Origin of the sequence: Bacillus sp. FSL P4-0290 (assembly GCF_037975435.1) — a bacterium.
GTDB lineage: Bacteria > Bacillota > Bacilli > Bacillales > Bacillaceae > Bacillus > Bacillus subtilis.
In genome coordinates this window covers 1,595,168-1,609,367 of record NZ_CP150253.1, presented here as the reverse complement: position 1 = coordinate 1,609,367, position 14,200 = coordinate 1,595,168, and the positions used below count along the sequence as shown (strand labels likewise).

Here is a 14,200-nt window from a genome sequence, read left to right as displayed (position 1 = left end):
TTATTCGATACCCTTTCACATTATTAGCCTTTTTTAATCCAGAATTTCAATACATCACCTTCATCAGTTTGCTCTAAAAGGTCATGCCCGCCTGATTTAGACCAAGCTGCAAGATCACTTTTAGCTCCCTTATCTGTTGCATGCACTTCTAATATTTGACCTGATTCCAGTTCATTCATCGCTTTTTTTGTCCTGACGATTGGCATTGGGCATGCCAGGCCTTTTGCGTCTAATACTTTATCTGAGTTCATGTTCATCTCTCCTCTTTTTAATAGAAACTTGTGTTACCGTATTGCACAGCGGTTTGGACCAATCTCCATTTCACGCTGTTTTTCTTCATCTGGGCTGATTTTCCCCATGTTTGTTTCTCGAATCTCTTGGTATGCATTTGGTTGCGGAGGCAAATGATCTGTTACTAGGTGTCTAAATTCTGTTTCATCCGCAATGTTCAAACCATGGTTCTCGCTAAATAATGTACTTAGTTTTTTACCAACACTTCCATCCTCATTTAGCTCGTCAATGATCGTAAAGTGTGCTGGTAATACAATTAAATCCTTTGATAACGCTTTGTAACGGCTATAAAGCGTTTTTCTTAAATCTCCTACCCAATCTTCTGCCATACCGGCTAAGTCTGGTCTGCCAATTGAATCAATAAACAAAATATCACCTGAAAGAAGATACAGATCATCGACAATGAAAGAAGTGGATCCAATCGTGTGCCCCGGAGAATAAATCGGTTGAATTTTAATCGTTGTATTTCCAATGATCATGTCGTTTCCTTCTTCCAACGGCTGATAATCGAATACCACTTCTTCAGCATCTTTAGGCGGTAACCAATAGGTTGCTTTTGTTTTTTCAGCAATGACTCTGCCGCCTGAAATATGGTCCGCGTGAAGATGTGTATCAAATACGTGAGTAATCGTTGCACTCTTCTCCTTCGCAAAATCCATAAAGAAATCTACCATACGTGTCGCATCAATAATTGCTGCTTCACCATTGGAAATGACCATGTATGACAGGCAGCCTTTACCGATTCGAACAAACTGATACATCTCACCGCCATCTTTTAAATCCCCGACTTTTACCGGCTCTAAATGTTCGCTCCATGCTTTCATTCCACCCTTAAGATAGGATACAGAATGACCTGCTTCAGATAGCATTTCGGATACCATGACGGATGAACCTTCTTTTGCACAAACGACCAGCACTTCTTTATCAGAAGGAATTTTCTCCAAGATATCTTCTACGCCATCTAAAAGATCGAAATACGGTATATTTAAATGGTCAAAGTCATGTCCTTCAATCTTCCAATCGTTAAAATCATTTTCATTACGCACATCCAAAATAAATAAAGGTTCTTTGTTAAAGATTTTTTGTGTGACTTCTTTTGCGGTAAGTGCTTGAACGGCCATGTTTCATTTCCTCCCCTATCAAATCTTATTAAGCAGAACTTAAAATGTTAAAGATACATCTGCATCTTTAGCAAAATCTAAAAAGGTAACAGCCCCGCCTACTTCGATTTCCTTCTATAAAATCATCTTTTGTTAAACCCATAACGTCCATCGTCATATGACAACCAATAAATGTAACTCCCATTTCTTGTGCCATTTCAATCAATTCAGGAATAGAAGGCACATTTGCTTTCTTACAACCTTCTGCGAAGTGTTCTTTTCCTTTCGGCATTTCTAAATGTTGATGGGAATGCTTATGGATCAGGTTTAATCCCTCGAATGTAAAGAAGATAGATACTTCTTGATCACTTGCTGCTGCCGCAGTCGCAATATTAAATACTTTATAAGCGTCAAACAGGCCACCATTTGCCGCAATAATCGCTACTCTTGTACTTATCTGTTCATCATCCTTTTTATTTATTCTGTTTTACCTGTCCAATCCCGCATACCGGGAACAACATTAATAACCTTTTTAAAACCTTGTTTTTTCATAGTGCGGGCCGCCATTTCACTTCTTCTTCCCGAATGGCAGATAATATAAATTTCATCATTTTCGTTTAATTCGTTAGAGCGCTTTTCCACTTCACCAAGAGGGATATGCACAACTCCAGGGATATGAGCTTTTTCATACTCCTCTATCTCTCGTACATCTAAAATGTTAAGAGACTCGTCACTATCCACTTTCTGTTTGAAAGCTTCTAATGAAATCTCAGGAATTGAAGATGCATTTTCTGATAAATGCTCTCCTCCTTTTCGAAGAAAATGACGAAGTATTTCTCCCTCTGCTTCAGTACCTAGATATTCATGGCCTGTACTTTTTGCCCATGCTTCCAGATCTGCTGTGGAACCTTTATCTGTTGCTTGAATTTCCAATACTTCACCAGCTTTTAAATCCTTCATTCTCTTCTTCGTTTTTACGATAGGCATTGGACACGCCAAACCTTTAGCGTCTAGTACAATAGTTGCTTTCATCATTTTTTCCTCCTTTTTTCATATAGGGGTGGGGGTATATAAATATACAAAAAGTTTCTCACTAGAAGTTAATACCATGTATTCATGCCCCCTTTTATATTTGTGATGTTTTTAAATCCTTGTTTCTTCAATATTTTTACTTGCCTTTAAACTTCTCATTCCGCTTAGCAATGAGTAAATGAGTAGCATTAGATAAATAAGTTGACACTGCCTTCCTCAGCATCTGCCAAATAAGCTGCTACACCAGCATAGTCAATATCATCTAATAGTTCTTTTTCCTGTAAACCAAGAAGATCCATTGTCATCGTACAAGCTACGAGCTTTCCCCCCTGTTCTTGAGCCATCTCAATCAACTGAGGCAAAGGAAGTGCATTATGCTTTTTCATCACATTTTTAATCATTTTAGGGCCCATACCTGCAAAGTTCATTTTAGATAAACCCATCTTATCAGCACCACGAGGCATCATCTTTCCAAACATTTTTTCAAGAAATCCTTTTTTCACTGGAATCAGCTCTTCTTTACGTAAAGCGTTTAATCCCCAAAAAGTATGGAAGATCGTCACTTCATGATCGTAGGCAGCTGCACCATTTGCAATAATATAGGCTGCCATTGCCTTATCATAATCCCCGCTAAATAAAACAATTGTTGTGCGTTTTGTTTGTTCTGTCATGTTTATTCCCCCAACTAATTACCCCTGTGGGTATATTAAAGTCAAAAAATTTTTTTTCGAAAGATCTGCTTTTATTCAACTCTTTAAATACCATAGGGGGTATAATATAACGCATATAAAAATTCGTCAACCTTAGGTTGATGAATTTTTATCGGCTCTTTACCAATAAGTCGACTGCTTCTTTTACTAAATTTTGTGTGTCTTCGCCTTTTTCTAAACTTTCACGAACACAATGTTCAAGGTTTGTGCTCACAATTAAACCCATCGCTCGATCGATCGCATTACGGGAAGCTGCTAATTGGGTCACAACCTCTCTACAATCTTTTCCTTGTTCCATCATAGTCAATACACCTTTAATTTGTCCTTCAATCCGTCGTAAGCGGTTTTTAATCTTTTGATCATACTCCATATATCAATGAAATCCTTTCTTTCATTTATTTTTACATTTACATGTTGCCAGTTCATAACTGTTTACATGGATACCTTTGCGCTTTAGAAAACGCACTCCTAAATTTAATTCCACCTGGTCACGAGCTATTATGTGTATTTTATCACGTGGAATCTCTAAATAAAAACGTTTTAGATACGCATATGGGATGTTTAAAATAATATTATCCGAAAAATTGGGTACATCGTTATAATGGCGAATATCTAATATTGTGATGTCCATAGCCTTTAATTTATCTTTATGGATACAAGAGATTCCGGTTATAGGATAATAACGTCTATACGTTGCAATGATAATCACAAAAATAAGCAGGAATGCAATAACTAAATAATTGATACTACTTACACCACCTTATTAGCTCTTTGTTATTCACAAAACAATAATATACCCCCATAGGTATATAGTCAAGTGTGAAAGTTACTTTCTTTGAGCTGATAGATTCATTTCGATATCCGCGGATTGAAAAAATACTTACATTCGATAATGCCAATTCTGCTAAAAGTAACTTGAATAAAGAAATAAGCCGATTTTATTTTAAATCGACTTTATTTTATCAATTACTTTTAAAATTAGCACAAGACTGCTTGGATATTACATTGGGTTTCATTTGCATAAAAACAATTCTTAGGTACTGGTTCCCCATGTTTCATGCTGGATGTGATTCTGCGAATAACTATGCTAATCTTCCGCAGCCACTGCATCTGCTTTGGTTTTATGAACTGTACCAAATGGATGGTTAGGAGGAGCATAAATGGAGTAAAGTTTTAATGGCGTATTACCTGTATTAATCACGTTATGCCAAGTGCCGGCAGGTACAACAATGGCAGAATCATCATAAACATTTCTTTGAAAGTTCAAATGATCTTTGCTCTTTCCCATTTTGACGACCCCACGCCCCTGCTCAATCCGTAAGAACTGGTCAACGTTAGGATGGATTTCCAAACCAATGTCTTCTCCAATACCAAGACTCATCAAAGTAACTTGAAAATGCTTTCCTGTCCATAAAGCAGTACGGAACGTATGGTTTTGTTTTGTGGCTCTATTGATATTTACAACAAATGGTTTTGGTCCATAATCCTTCAAAAGAAGGTTTCTATCTTCATATGAAGAGCGCAAATCGGCACCTCTGTGTACGTTCTCCATCTCATTTGGAATAGTCCAATAAACAGATCTTCCATCATTATACATCGGTACAGTCACATAATAATAACATTGAGGCGAAAAAGGGTTATAGTACATTTTTTGATCCCCACAATTATAAATTTTTGTGATAGTATCCTATGCATTTATTAAGGGAGTGTGCTAAATCAAGAAAACTCATATTAAACACAAAAATGAATGTTCGATCACCGTTTGATTCACGGATGAATAATTTATCACCGACCTTGTAATCGTTTTCTGGATGTTGAATTTCACTAGCCTTTGTTAACAAGACATCGAATGACACTTTTATATGATGGATTATCAAAGGTCAACGATCCTAAATGGCTTTTGAACATTTACATAGCACAACAACAGAGTATACGGAATTCTGTTGTTTGTCCCCCCTGTCCCAGCTCTTTTAGATTTATCCCTTTGGATGCGTCTTGATGGCCAGCTTTTCAGCAGCGTAGTATTTAGCGCCTCCTGAATCGTTATAGCATATTTCAACGCCGATAGACTTGCGGTTCCCAGTGCCGTTTGTACCGTCCCTGTATGTGGGCTCGTTTTTAGTAAACCAGTTTATATTCTTTTTGGGCACACAACAGAAACAATTTTTCCATATGAAAATCTCGTAATCTTACACCTCTTTAACTTGAAGGAGGATTTTGGCATATGTATTTTCATACCCGTCAACTACCATCTCATCCAGCATATATTCCTCATATGCATTTTCCCCTATTTGCATTCCATTTCTTTCAATGAACTCAATGATTCTCCGGTATGCCTCTTCAGTATTTCCGCCTATTTCATATCCAACTGCATACAGGCCTTTTGGTCGTACATGATAATTTATGTTCTCTGCCCCATCTTTTACTTTTATATAAAAGTAACTGTAATTGTAGAAGTCTTTTTCTAAGATTTGTTCCCGTGCAAAGATTCCGCCTATCGGATATCCTTCATCTAATTCATATTGCTGAACTTCATGAATGAGTTCTGAAATGGCTGCCACATATTTTCGTTCCGGTAAGTTTAATGTTTTTCGGCTTAACATGAATGTTTCTTCATTTAAATATTCAAAAGAAATTGAGGAAAAATCAGTCTCAAGTGCTTGTTCTGTAAGCGTCACTTTTGTTTGTAAGATCGTTTGCAACTGCTTAAGCTCATTTATTTTTTTATCAATCTCAATAGACTTTTCTTTTAGAACATGCAGGATCTTGTCTGGTGTTTTTCCTTTTATTAGACATTTTATTTCTTTTAATGGAACCCCAAGCTCTTTAAATAGAGTGATGACTTGAAAAATCTCAAATTGATGATAGGAATAATATCTATACCCATTTTCTTTTTTTATTTCCGGCGAGAAAAGACCAATCTCATCATAATGAAATAAGGTTTGTTTTTTTACACGGCAGAGCTTCGAAAACTCCCCTGTTGTGAAATACTTCTTAACATCTTCGCTCATAAAATCCTCCTTGACTATACGGTAACCATATACCTTATGATTTGATTGTACTTGAAAAAAGCTTCAAGCGAAAAGGATAGGTAAAAAGGGTTCAATTGAGTAAAAGGGGAATTCAGATGAAAAAATCAATAAATGAGCAAAAAACGATATTCATTATACTATTAAGCAACATCTTCGTAGCATTTCTTGGTATCGGTTTAATCATTCCAGTTATGCCTTCTTTTATGAAAATCATGCATTTATCCGGCAGCACAATGGGTTATCTTGTTGCGGCTTTTGCCATTTCTCAGTTAATTACTTCACCTTTTGCAGGTAGGTGGGTTGACCGTTTCGGGAGAAAAAAAATGATTATTCTCGGGTTGCTTATATTCAGTTTATCTGAGTTGATTTTCGGATTAGGGACCCATGTTTCAATATTTTATTTCTCGAGGATATTGGGTGGTGTAAGTGCGGCTTTTATCATGCCCGCGGTAACAGCATATGTAGCTGATATTACAACCCTAAAGGAAAGGTCAAAGGCTATGGGGTATGTTTCTGCTGCAATTAGCACCGGCTTTATTATTGGGCCTGGTGCGGGAGGATTTATTGCCGGCTTTGGCATCCGCATGCCGTTTTTCTTCGCCTCCGCCATCGCGTTAATAGCAGCTGTCACTTCCGTTTTTATACTAAAAGAGTCATTGTCGACAGAAGAACGCCATCAACTCTCATCTCATACAAAGGAATCAAATTTTATTAAAGACTTGAAGAGATCCATTCATCCTGTCTATTTCATTGCATTTATTATCGTCTTTGTAATGGCTTTTGGTTTATCAGCTTATGAAACGGTATTCAGCTTGTTTTCTGATCATAAATTTGGCTTCACACCAAAAGATATTGCAGCCATTATTACGATTAGCTCCATTGTTGCGGTAGTTATTCAAGTTTTACTTTTCGGGAAATTGGTCAACAAACTTGGAGAGAAAAGAATGATTCAGCTGTGCTTAATAACCGGTGCGATCTTGGCTTTCGTGTCTACTGTTATGTCAGGATTTTTAACTGTTTTGCTTGTAACTTGTTTTATTTTTCTGGCGTTCGATTTGCTACGTCCGGCCTTAACCGCTCATTTATCCAATATGGCCGGTAACCAGCAGGGTTTCGTAGCAGGCATGAACTCCACATACACCAGCCTGGGAAATATATTTGGACCTGCTTTAGGCGGTATACTATTTGATCTTAACATTCATTATCCTTTCCTTTTTGCAGGTTTCGTTATGATTGTCGGCCTTGGTCTTACAATGGTTTGGAAAGAAAAAAAGAATGGTGCTGCAGCTTTGAATTAATTCAGCCTCTATAAAGTCAAGTCATTTGGATGCAGGGAATGCCTCTGGTTAGGCACAATAAGAAAAGGTACTTAATTTGATAGGCTACATGTTGCTTGACGTGAATATAGTTTAAGCTGAGTTTTAGCAATATCAGGATACCGGGATAAGAAAAAAGGAGAATGTAGTATGAGTATAAACATAAAAGCAGTAACTGATGATAATCGTGCTGCAATTCTTGATCTACATGTCAGCCAGAATCAATTATCATATATTGAATCTACAAAAATATGTTTAGAAGATGCAAAAGAATGTCACTATTATAAACCTGTCGGGCTTTACTATGAAGGAGATCTAGTCGGTTTTGCAATGTATGGATTGTTTCCCGAGTATGATGAAGATAATAAAAACGGACGAGTCTGGCTTGACCGATTTTTTATTGACGAACGCTATCAGGGAAAAGGATTAGGGAAGAAAATGCTTAAAGCCCTCATTCAGCACCTTGCTGAGTTATATAAATGCAAGAGAATTTATTTAAGTATATTTGAAAATAATATTCATGCTATACGCCTTTATCAAAGGTTTGGTTTTCAATTTAATGGTGAACTCGACTTTAATGGTGAGAAGGTAATGGTAAAAGAGCTATAGATATCCAAGCCTCCTTGTTTGCTGAGAAACGTTTGAACTTCGATAATGATTACCTACTTAAACTGTAAGATCATTGTTTAAAAAAGCCTGGATGAAAATTTCATCTCAGGCTTTAAGCATCTTATTAGTCAAAATCTCATGTGTTTTATCCAGATGTTATTCTTTTTTCCGGACAATTTCTAAATAATTAATATGCCGGCCAACTGTTTTGTGCACTTTAAAAATATACCCATCGGCTTCTATAACGGACCCAACTGCAGCGTCTATTTGTTGAGTCATAAACCAGCCGCCTATTGTATCCACTTCGTCACTTGCTAACGTCGTTCCCAATAAATCATTTACATCTTCAATGAGCACTTTCGAATCTAAGATATAGTGATTATCATTTACTTTTCTAATATTAGGCACTTCATCTTTATCAAATTCATCTCTGATTTCCCCGACAATTTCTTCAAGAATATCTTCAGCAGTGACTAAACCTGAAGTGCCGCCATATTCATCCACAAGAATAGCGATATGTGTTCGCTCTTTTTGCATTTTTACCAATAAATCATGAATTGGAACGGATTCAATAACATGGATAACAGGGTTGATATGATTTTCTAACTTGAAATCCTCTTTTATCTTCTGGTCTGTGTCAATATAAGCTGACAAAAATTCTTTAGCATTGATAAAACCAATGATTGAATCTTTATCTCCATTTAGGACTGGGTACCTTGTATAGCTCTCTGTCTTAATGGTCTTAACAATAGTTTCATAAGAATCCTCACTAGAAATCGCTACGATCTCTCTTCTCGGAATCATAATTTCTTTGGCGATTCTTTCATCAAATTCAAAAATATTATTTACATATTTCAACTCATTTTGATTGATTTCACCGCTCTTATAGCTTTCAGACAGTAAGATGCGCAGTTCTTCTTCAGAATGAGCAAGTTCATGTTCTGATGCAGGTTTCAAACCGAAGAGTCCTACTATAAACCGGGCTGAACCATTTAAAAACCATATAAAAGGGAACAGGATGCGGTAAAACCAAATAATTGGCTTTGCAGTCAAAAGAGTGATGGTTTCCGCTTTTTGGATAGCGAGTGTTTTAGGAGCAAGTTCTCCAACTACAACGTGCAAAAAAGTCGCCATCACAAAAGCAATCACTAAGATCAATACATGTGAGACTGTTTCACTTACATGAAAATGAGCAAATAAGGGGTGCAAAATCACTTCAAAAGTCGATTCTCCAACCCAGCCAATTCCCAACGCTGTAACCGTGATCCCTAATTGACAAGCTGACAAATATTCGTCCAAATGAGTAATGACCTTTTTGGCTGATACGGCACCTTTTTTTCCCTCTAATATGAGTTGGTCAATTTTTGATGACCTGATCTTTACTATCGCAAATTCAGTCGCAACAAAAAATGCTGTTAAGACAATTAAAATAGTAAAGATTATAAGGTTAATGGTTGTCAATGATTTGCCTTACCTAGTAAGGCGTACACCTCCGATATAAATATTTATTTTTATAACCCGTTTTTTCTGAATAAACAAAAAACAGTATATATAACATTATAAGTTCAAAAGAACCTAAAATCAACTCTGAATGATGTAAATAATCATCTTTTTCCGTATGGAGAGTGGTTCCCGTAGTATTCAACTAGCGATTGGTGACGTTTTAAGACTTAAAATAGAAAGCAAAATAAAAACACACCTGAATTTTCTGGTGTGTTTCAATAATATCCAACCGTCTTGATTTATTTAATGTCTTTATTAAGGTTTTCTTTTAAAATTTGAATCAATTCCGCCTGTTGCTTTATATTTTTGCGGCCATTTCTATTAATTGCAGCAAGTTCACAGACAATTCCAGCTGAAATGAAAAACAATAAACCTTCAAACATTTTAAATCCCCCACCGTCTAAGTGATAGTCAAATTTGTTTTTTCTTTTTGTAATACCTGCTTATAATCTTCCTTACGCTGATATATGTTATTTAAAATGAGTCCAATAATGACAAACAGTGTTCCTACTATATCAAATGCAGTTATGTTATATCCTTTGATCACCATGATTAACAATGTAGTAATGGGGACAAAGTTAATAAATAAAATCCCATTAATGGATGATAGGATTTTAATGCCATAGTTCCAACTAAGGAGGGCTATGATACCTGGTAAAGTAATCATAAATAAAAAATCATACTTAATTGCTGCAATCACTTTAATACTCGGTACCGACACGTAACCTTGCGCGGTAAGTATAGCTGTCATGATTCCTGTTATAGCTGTGCCGAATAAACATGTCAAAGTTGAATAACGAAGTGTGGACCACTCTCGGAATATCTGTCCCCCCATTGTGTAGACAACCCACCCTAAAACACCAATGAATATAAAGAGTATCGAGAATAGATGATCCCCTAATGAAAAAAAGAAACTTATATTACCTTTGGTTATGACCATCGAAGCCCCCAAAAAGGCAATCAATATACTGATCATTGTGTATTTTTTAGGTTTCACATGTTTATATCCCCATAGAATAACAATTGAAAGCATCGGCATGAGTGCCTCGGCAATGGATGCTGTCATAATTCCAGACTTCCCCATCAACCTTTGACCTAAAAAAATAAGAACATTGTATACAGTAAACGCCATCACCCCAAATAAAATGATCCATTTTGCTTTACCCTCTAAATAAAATGATTTTTTTCCTTCTCTCACCAATAATAAAATCACTAACATAATCGTTACCACACCGTAGCGAATAAATGAAAAATAAAACGGATCAACAAATTCTAATGCATGATCTGCAACTGGAAACATCGCGCCCCAAGACATACTTGCTACTAAACATGTAAGGGCACCAATGAATAATTGACCTTTTTTCATTGAATTCCCCTCCTTTTCTTTAAAATTACAATGAGAATTATAAAAAGAAGTAAGCATCAAGTAAAATGAACAAAAGTGATGAAAAACATCATTGATAATGATACTTTAATGAAGGGGGGATCTTCATGGAACTGCGAGACTTACAAATTTTCAAATGCGTAGCCCATCACAAGAGTATTACCGGTGCTGCAAAAGAGTTAAATTATGTACAATCTAATGTAACTGCGCGGATTAAGCAATTAGAGAATGAGCTCAAAACACCTCTTTTCAATCGCCATAAAAAAGGGGTTTCACTAAGCCCAGAGGGCCGAAAAATGATTGAATACGTTAACAAAATTTTGAAAGATGTTGAAGAACTGGAGCAAGTCTTTCTAGATACTGATATACCGTCTGGAATATTAAAAATCGGTACAGTGGAAACAGTGAGGATACTGCCGACCATCATAGCTTCCTATTATAAAAAGTATCCTAATGTGGATTTATCATTGCAGGCTGGTCTAACAGAGGAACTTATTAAAAAGGTCATGAATCACGAATTAGACGGAGCTTTTATTTCAGGCCCTTTGAAACATTCTATTCTGGAACAGTATGATGTTTATACTGAAAAACTTACTCTTGTAACCAGTAACAAAACGTTTAATATAGAGGATTTTTCAACGACTCCGATTCTTGTTTTTAACCAGGGGTGCGGGTATCGGTCTAGGCTTGAACAATGGCTCAAAGATGAAGGTGTGCTCCCAAACAGAATGATGGAATTTAACATCCTAGAGACAATCTTAAATAGTGTTGCACTTGGACTCGGTATAACAGTGGTACCGGAATCTGCTGTTATGCATCTAGCTGCACAAGGTAAGGTTTATTGCCACCCATTGCCTGAGAAAGATAGCTGTATCTCAACAATCTTTATACGCCATAAAGATGCGTACCTGACAAATTCAATGCGCAGCCTCCTTAAGACCATTGTTGAACATAAAAATATGAGTATGTCTTAAAGTGATTTTTCTCTTTCTATATTCTAACTTCTTAAATAAAAGAGAAAGCGCATCTCCACTTCGCTACCCTTATTCACAATAAAATAGAGCAGTAAACATGTGAGTCACTGCTCTGCTTCGTTTATCCACCGTTCATTTGTTTTACAATGTATTCAGCATCATTTCCTACACCTTGAAGCAACGCTGAACCTCGCTTATGCTGCCAAGGCAACCCTATAAAGTACAATCCTTCTACAGGTGAAACACCTCTATGATGTATGATTCGACCTTCTTTATCCAAAACACCTTTTATATTTATCCAACATAAGGGATTCCTGAAACCAGTAGCCCAAATAATATTGTTTACTTCTAATGTAGATGAATCTTTAAAAATGATTTCATTTTGCTTTGCGGCAATGACTCTTTTTTTTAAGATGATCTCCTTCTGTTTTATTGCATGTTTTAATTCATGCCCAAATACTGGATCACCTTTCTTTTGAATGAATTTGCCTACTACTGATGTATGACTTGCATGTAAAACTCCTAATTTATCAAACCACCAAAAGATGCTTCTTTTTCCGATCATTAAAGGGAAATAAACTAGTTTATTACTACAGGCTAAATATGTAACTCTTTCTTTGGATAATTCAACAGCTATTTGAGCACCACTATTCCCACCACCAACTACTAGTACATTTCCATATGCCAATTGTTTTGAATTCTTATATTGTGATGAGTGTAGTTGATTAATATTATCGGATAAATCCTTTGATATTGATGGAATATTAGGGGTATGAAAAGGCCCTGTAGCAATGACAAGATTCTTCGTTTGATATTCTTCCCGATTTGTTTTTATTAAGAAATAATTCTTTATTTTTAGGACACTTATTACTTCTGTCCGTAATTGGATTGGAATTTCAAATTTTTTAACATACTTCTTTAGATAAGCAACAATTTCATTTTTTGAAGGAAATCCATGTTTTTCTCCTTCAAGATGCATTCCAGGCAAAGAGCTATACATTCGAGAAGTAAATAAAACTAATGAGTCATACCGATCTTTCCAGCTCTCCCCCACCTCATGACTTTTATCCAAAATAATAAACTTTTGATCGGACTGCTTTAGATAATATCCTATCGAGATCCCTGCTTGACCAGCCCCGATTACTATAGTGTCGTACACATTATCACCCCGCCAATTTCAAATTGTCAGTAGACAGAATCTGCAAAATGCTAGTTGATCTCCTCACTATAAAGTTAGATAAAAAATTTAATGGTGATGGTGGTCACGCGGCTTCTCCATTTTGGGCTGACAAAGGATCGCATTGTCGTGATTATGCGCTTCGGTTTCCATTTGAATGGTTACGTGCGTAATGCCTTTATGCTCAAGTTCATGTTCAATTTTGCGTAAAATATTTTCACTTTCTGAAATGGTCAGTTGATCGTCAACAACTGCATGGCAAGAAAGAGCATTCAATCCGCTTGTGATAGACCATATGTGTAAATCATGAATGTTTTGAATTCCCTCTGTCCCTTCAATTGTACGAATGATATCATAGACATCGATATTTTCTGGAGTTCCTTCCATTAATATGTGAATAGAATCTTTAGTCACATTGTAACCGCTTCTTAGAACAAGAATAGCCACAATGATACTAGCCAATGGATCTGCCCAGCCCCATCCAAAGAAGATGATGAGTATGGCAGCTAAAATGGCACCTACAGAGCCGAGCATATCGCTTATTACATGTAAATAAGCTCCTCTTATATTCAGATTATTCTTTGTATCTCCGCCACTCATCATAATCCAAGCGACCAATAGATTCACAACTAACCCGATGATACTAATTGTAAGCATGCCGGTTGTTGCTACTTTTGGTGGATGAGAGAAGCGTTCGATTGCTTCATAAATGATATAAAGAGAAATAAGAATTAAGGCAGCACCGTTTATCACAGCTGCAAGAATCTCAAATCGTTTATAGCCGAATGTCTTATTGTGATTTGCCTTTTTTTCAGCTAATGTAAAAGCAATCAGGGCAACCATTAATGAAATTGAATCACTCAGCATATGGCCTGCATCAGATAAAAGCGCCAGACTATTTGTTAAAAATCCACCTATAGCTTCTATTATCATATAACCTGTAATCATGATAAAAGAGATCAATAAAACCTTTTTATTTGCTCCTTCATTATGATTGTGACCCATAAAAAACTCCTCCTTACCTAAAGTTTATTGATACATATGTATTTATTATTTCAAATCTGTTATGAAG

The 14,200-nt window shown here is 36.2% G+C and carries 16 protein-coding genes and 4 pseudogenes; 3 read left to right on the top strand and 17 right to left on the bottom strand.

Going from position 1 to position 14,200, the window contains the following annotated elements; translation table 11 throughout:
* Nucleotides 1-23: 23 nt before the first annotated feature.
* From MKY10_RS08470 to bltR, 12 genes and pseudogenes are all read right to left on the bottom strand, one after another.
* Entirely contained in the window at nucleotides 24-251 is a 228-nt protein-coding gene (locus MKY10_RS08470) for a sulfurtransferase TusA family protein (protein ID WP_114523456.1), read from the bottom strand.
* Nucleotides 252-284: 33 nt separating this feature from the next.
* Nucleotides 285-1,419: pseudogene (locus tag MKY10_RS08465) on the bottom strand (MBL fold metallo-hydrolase).
* Between the two features lie 32 nt (nucleotides 1,420-1,451).
* Nucleotides 1,452-1,848 (bottom strand): annotated as a pseudogene (locus MKY10_RS08460) (DsrE/DsrF/DrsH-like family protein).
* A 20-nt stretch (nucleotides 1,849-1,868) separates the two neighbouring features.
* Nucleotides 1,869-2,426 (bottom strand): sulfurtransferase TusA family protein, encoded by a 558-nt coding sequence (locus MKY10_RS08455; RefSeq protein ID WP_048655089.1) that lies wholly within the window; start codon nucleotides 2,424-2,426, stop codon nucleotides 1,869-1,871.
* Between the two features lie 65 nt (nucleotides 2,427-2,491).
* Nucleotides 2,492-2,588 (bottom strand): annotated as a pseudogene (locus MKY10_RS08450) (rhodanese-like domain-containing protein); the annotation flags it as partial.
* A gap of 23 nt (nucleotides 2,589-2,611) precedes the next feature.
* Nucleotides 2,612-3,094, bottom strand: coding sequence for a DsrE/DsrF/DrsH-like family protein (locus tag MKY10_RS08445; protein WP_114523454.1), 483 nt, complete (start codon nucleotides 3,092-3,094; stop codon nucleotides 2,612-2,614).
* 148 nt (nucleotides 3,095-3,242) lie between these two features.
* Entirely contained in the window at nucleotides 3,243-3,503 is a 261-nt protein-coding gene (locus tag MKY10_RS08440) for a metal-sensitive transcriptional regulator (RefSeq protein ID WP_003237170.1), read from the bottom strand.
* Between the two features lie 21 nt (nucleotides 3,504-3,524).
* The gene (locus tag MKY10_RS08435; RefSeq protein WP_015251633.1) at nucleotides 3,525-3,842 is read right to left on the bottom strand and encodes a hypothetical protein; all 318 of its coding nucleotides are present in this window, start codon (nucleotides 3,840-3,842) and stop codon (nucleotides 3,525-3,527) included.
* Between the two features lie 378 nt (nucleotides 3,843-4,220).
* Complete coding sequence (locus tag MKY10_RS08430; protein ID WP_061891048.1) at nucleotides 4,221-4,781, bottom strand: cupin domain-containing protein; 561 nt, start codon at nucleotides 4,779-4,781, stop codon at nucleotides 4,221-4,223.
* Nucleotides 4,782-5,006: 225 nt separating this feature from the next.
* Nucleotides 5,007-5,150, bottom strand: a complete 144-nt coding sequence (locus tag MKY10_RS08425) for a hypothetical protein (RefSeq protein ID WP_032729138.1) — start codon at nucleotides 5,148-5,150, stop codon at nucleotides 5,007-5,009.
* Nucleotides 5,128-5,232 (bottom strand): annotated as a pseudogene (locus tag MKY10_RS08420) (N-acetylmuramoyl-L-alanine amidase); the annotation flags it as partial. The pseudogene MKY10_RS08420 and the gene MKY10_RS08425, both read right to left, overlap by 23 nt.
* A 90-nt stretch (nucleotides 5,233-5,322) precedes the next feature.
* Nucleotides 5,323-6,144, bottom strand: coding sequence for a multidrug efflux transcriptional regulator BltR (gene bltR, locus MKY10_RS08415; RefSeq protein ID WP_041850099.1), 822 nt, complete (start codon nucleotides 6,142-6,144; stop codon nucleotides 5,323-5,325).
* 116 nt (nucleotides 6,145-6,260) lie between these two features.
* On the opposite strand from bltR, the gene blt reads away from it, so the two are divergent.
* Entirely contained in the window at nucleotides 6,261-7,463 is a 1,203-nt protein-coding gene (gene blt, locus MKY10_RS08410; protein WP_061891047.1) for a multidrug efflux MFS transporter Blt, read from the top strand.
* 168 nt (nucleotides 7,464-7,631) lie between these two features.
* On the top strand, nucleotides 7,632-8,090 hold the full coding sequence (bltD, locus tag MKY10_RS08405; RefSeq protein ID WP_061891046.1) for a spermine/spermidine acetyltransferase: 459 nt from the start codon (nucleotides 7,632-7,634) through the stop codon (nucleotides 8,088-8,090).
* A 156-nt stretch (nucleotides 8,091-8,246) separates the two neighbouring features.
* On the opposite strand, the gene MKY10_RS08400 is transcribed toward bltD, so the two are convergent.
* From MKY10_RS08400 to MKY10_RS08390, 3 genes are all read right to left on the bottom strand, one after another.
* Nucleotides 8,247-9,551, bottom strand: a complete 1,305-nt coding sequence (locus MKY10_RS08400; protein WP_046381208.1) for a hemolysin family protein — start codon at nucleotides 9,549-9,551, stop codon at nucleotides 8,247-8,249.
* A 281-nt stretch (nucleotides 9,552-9,832) separates the two neighbouring features.
* A complete protein-coding gene (locus tag MKY10_RS08395) occupies nucleotides 9,833-9,976 on the bottom strand; it encodes a YrzO family protein (RefSeq protein ID WP_014477437.1) in 144 nt (47 codons plus the stop codon).
* Nucleotides 9,977-9,993: 17 nt separating this feature from the next.
* On the bottom strand, nucleotides 9,994-10,959 hold the full coding sequence (locus MKY10_RS08390; RefSeq protein WP_015714359.1) for a DMT family transporter: 966 nt from the start codon (nucleotides 10,957-10,959) through the stop codon (nucleotides 9,994-9,996).
* A 125-nt stretch (nucleotides 10,960-11,084) separates the two neighbouring features.
* Between MKY10_RS08390 and czcR the strand changes: the two genes are divergently transcribed.
* The gene (gene czcR / locus MKY10_RS08385) at nucleotides 11,085-11,951 is read left to right on the top strand and encodes a LysR family transcriptional regulator CzcR (protein WP_015384170.1); all 867 of its coding nucleotides are present in this window, start codon (nucleotides 11,085-11,087) and stop codon (nucleotides 11,949-11,951) included.
* A gap of 121 nt (nucleotides 11,952-12,072) precedes the next feature.
* Here the strand turns inward: czcR and MKY10_RS08380 are convergent, their stop codons facing one another.
* Nucleotides 12,073-13,110: an NAD(P)/FAD-dependent oxidoreductase gene (locus MKY10_RS08380; RefSeq protein WP_048655085.1), complete on the bottom strand. Its 1,038-nt coding sequence runs from the start codon at nucleotides 13,108-13,110 to the stop codon at nucleotides 12,073-12,075.
* A gap of 87 nt (nucleotides 13,111-13,197) precedes the next feature.
* Nucleotides 13,198-14,133 (bottom strand): CDF family zinc transporter CzcD, encoded by a 936-nt coding sequence (czcD, locus tag MKY10_RS08375; RefSeq protein WP_048655084.1) that lies wholly within the window; start codon nucleotides 14,131-14,133, stop codon nucleotides 13,198-13,200.
* Between the last annotated feature and the right edge of the window lie 67 nt (nucleotides 14,134-14,200).

Excerpts from the sequence above, each read along its gene's own strand:
- MKY10_RS08470 (WP_114523456.1), bottom strand. The coding sequence starts at position 251 with ATGAACTCAGATAAAGTATTAGACGCAAAAGGCCTGGCATGCCCAATG.
- MKY10_RS08455 (WP_048655089.1), bottom strand. The coding sequence starts at position 2,426 with ATGATGAAAGCAACTATTGTACTAGACGCTAAAGGTTTGGCGTGTCCA.
- MKY10_RS08445 (WP_114523454.1), bottom strand. The coding sequence starts at position 3,094 with ATGACAGAACAAACAAAACGCACAACAATTGTTTTATTTAGCGGGGAT.
- MKY10_RS08440 (WP_003237170.1), bottom strand. The coding sequence starts at position 3,503 with ATGGAGTATGATCAAAAGATTAAAAACCGCTTACGACGGATTGAAGGA.
- MKY10_RS08430 (WP_061891048.1), bottom strand. The coding sequence starts at position 4,781 with ATGTACTATAACCCTTTTTCGCCTCAATGTTATTATTATGTGACTGTA.
- bltR (WP_041850099.1), bottom strand. The coding sequence starts at position 6,144 with ATGAGCGAAGATGTTAAGAAGTATTTCACAACAGGGGAGTTTTCGAAG.
- blt (WP_061891047.1), top strand. The coding sequence starts at position 6,261 with ATGAAAAAATCAATAAATGAGCAAAAAACGATATTCATTATACTATTA.
- bltD (WP_061891046.1), top strand. The coding sequence starts at position 7,632 with ATGAGTATAAACATAAAAGCAGTAACTGATGATAATCGTGCTGCAATT.
- MKY10_RS08395 (WP_014477437.1), bottom strand. The coding sequence starts at position 9,976 with ATGTTTGAAGGTTTATTGTTTTTCATTTCAGCTGGAATTGTCTGTGAA.
- MKY10_RS08390 (WP_015714359.1), bottom strand. The coding sequence starts at position 10,959 with ATGAAAAAAGGTCAATTATTCATTGGTGCCCTTACATGTTTAGTAGCA.
- czcR (WP_015384170.1), top strand. The coding sequence starts at position 11,085 with ATGGAACTGCGAGACTTACAAATTTTCAAATGCGTAGCCCATCACAAG.
- czcD (WP_048655084.1), bottom strand. The coding sequence starts at position 14,133 with ATGGGTCACAATCATAATGAAGGAGCAAATAAAAAGGTTTTATTGATC.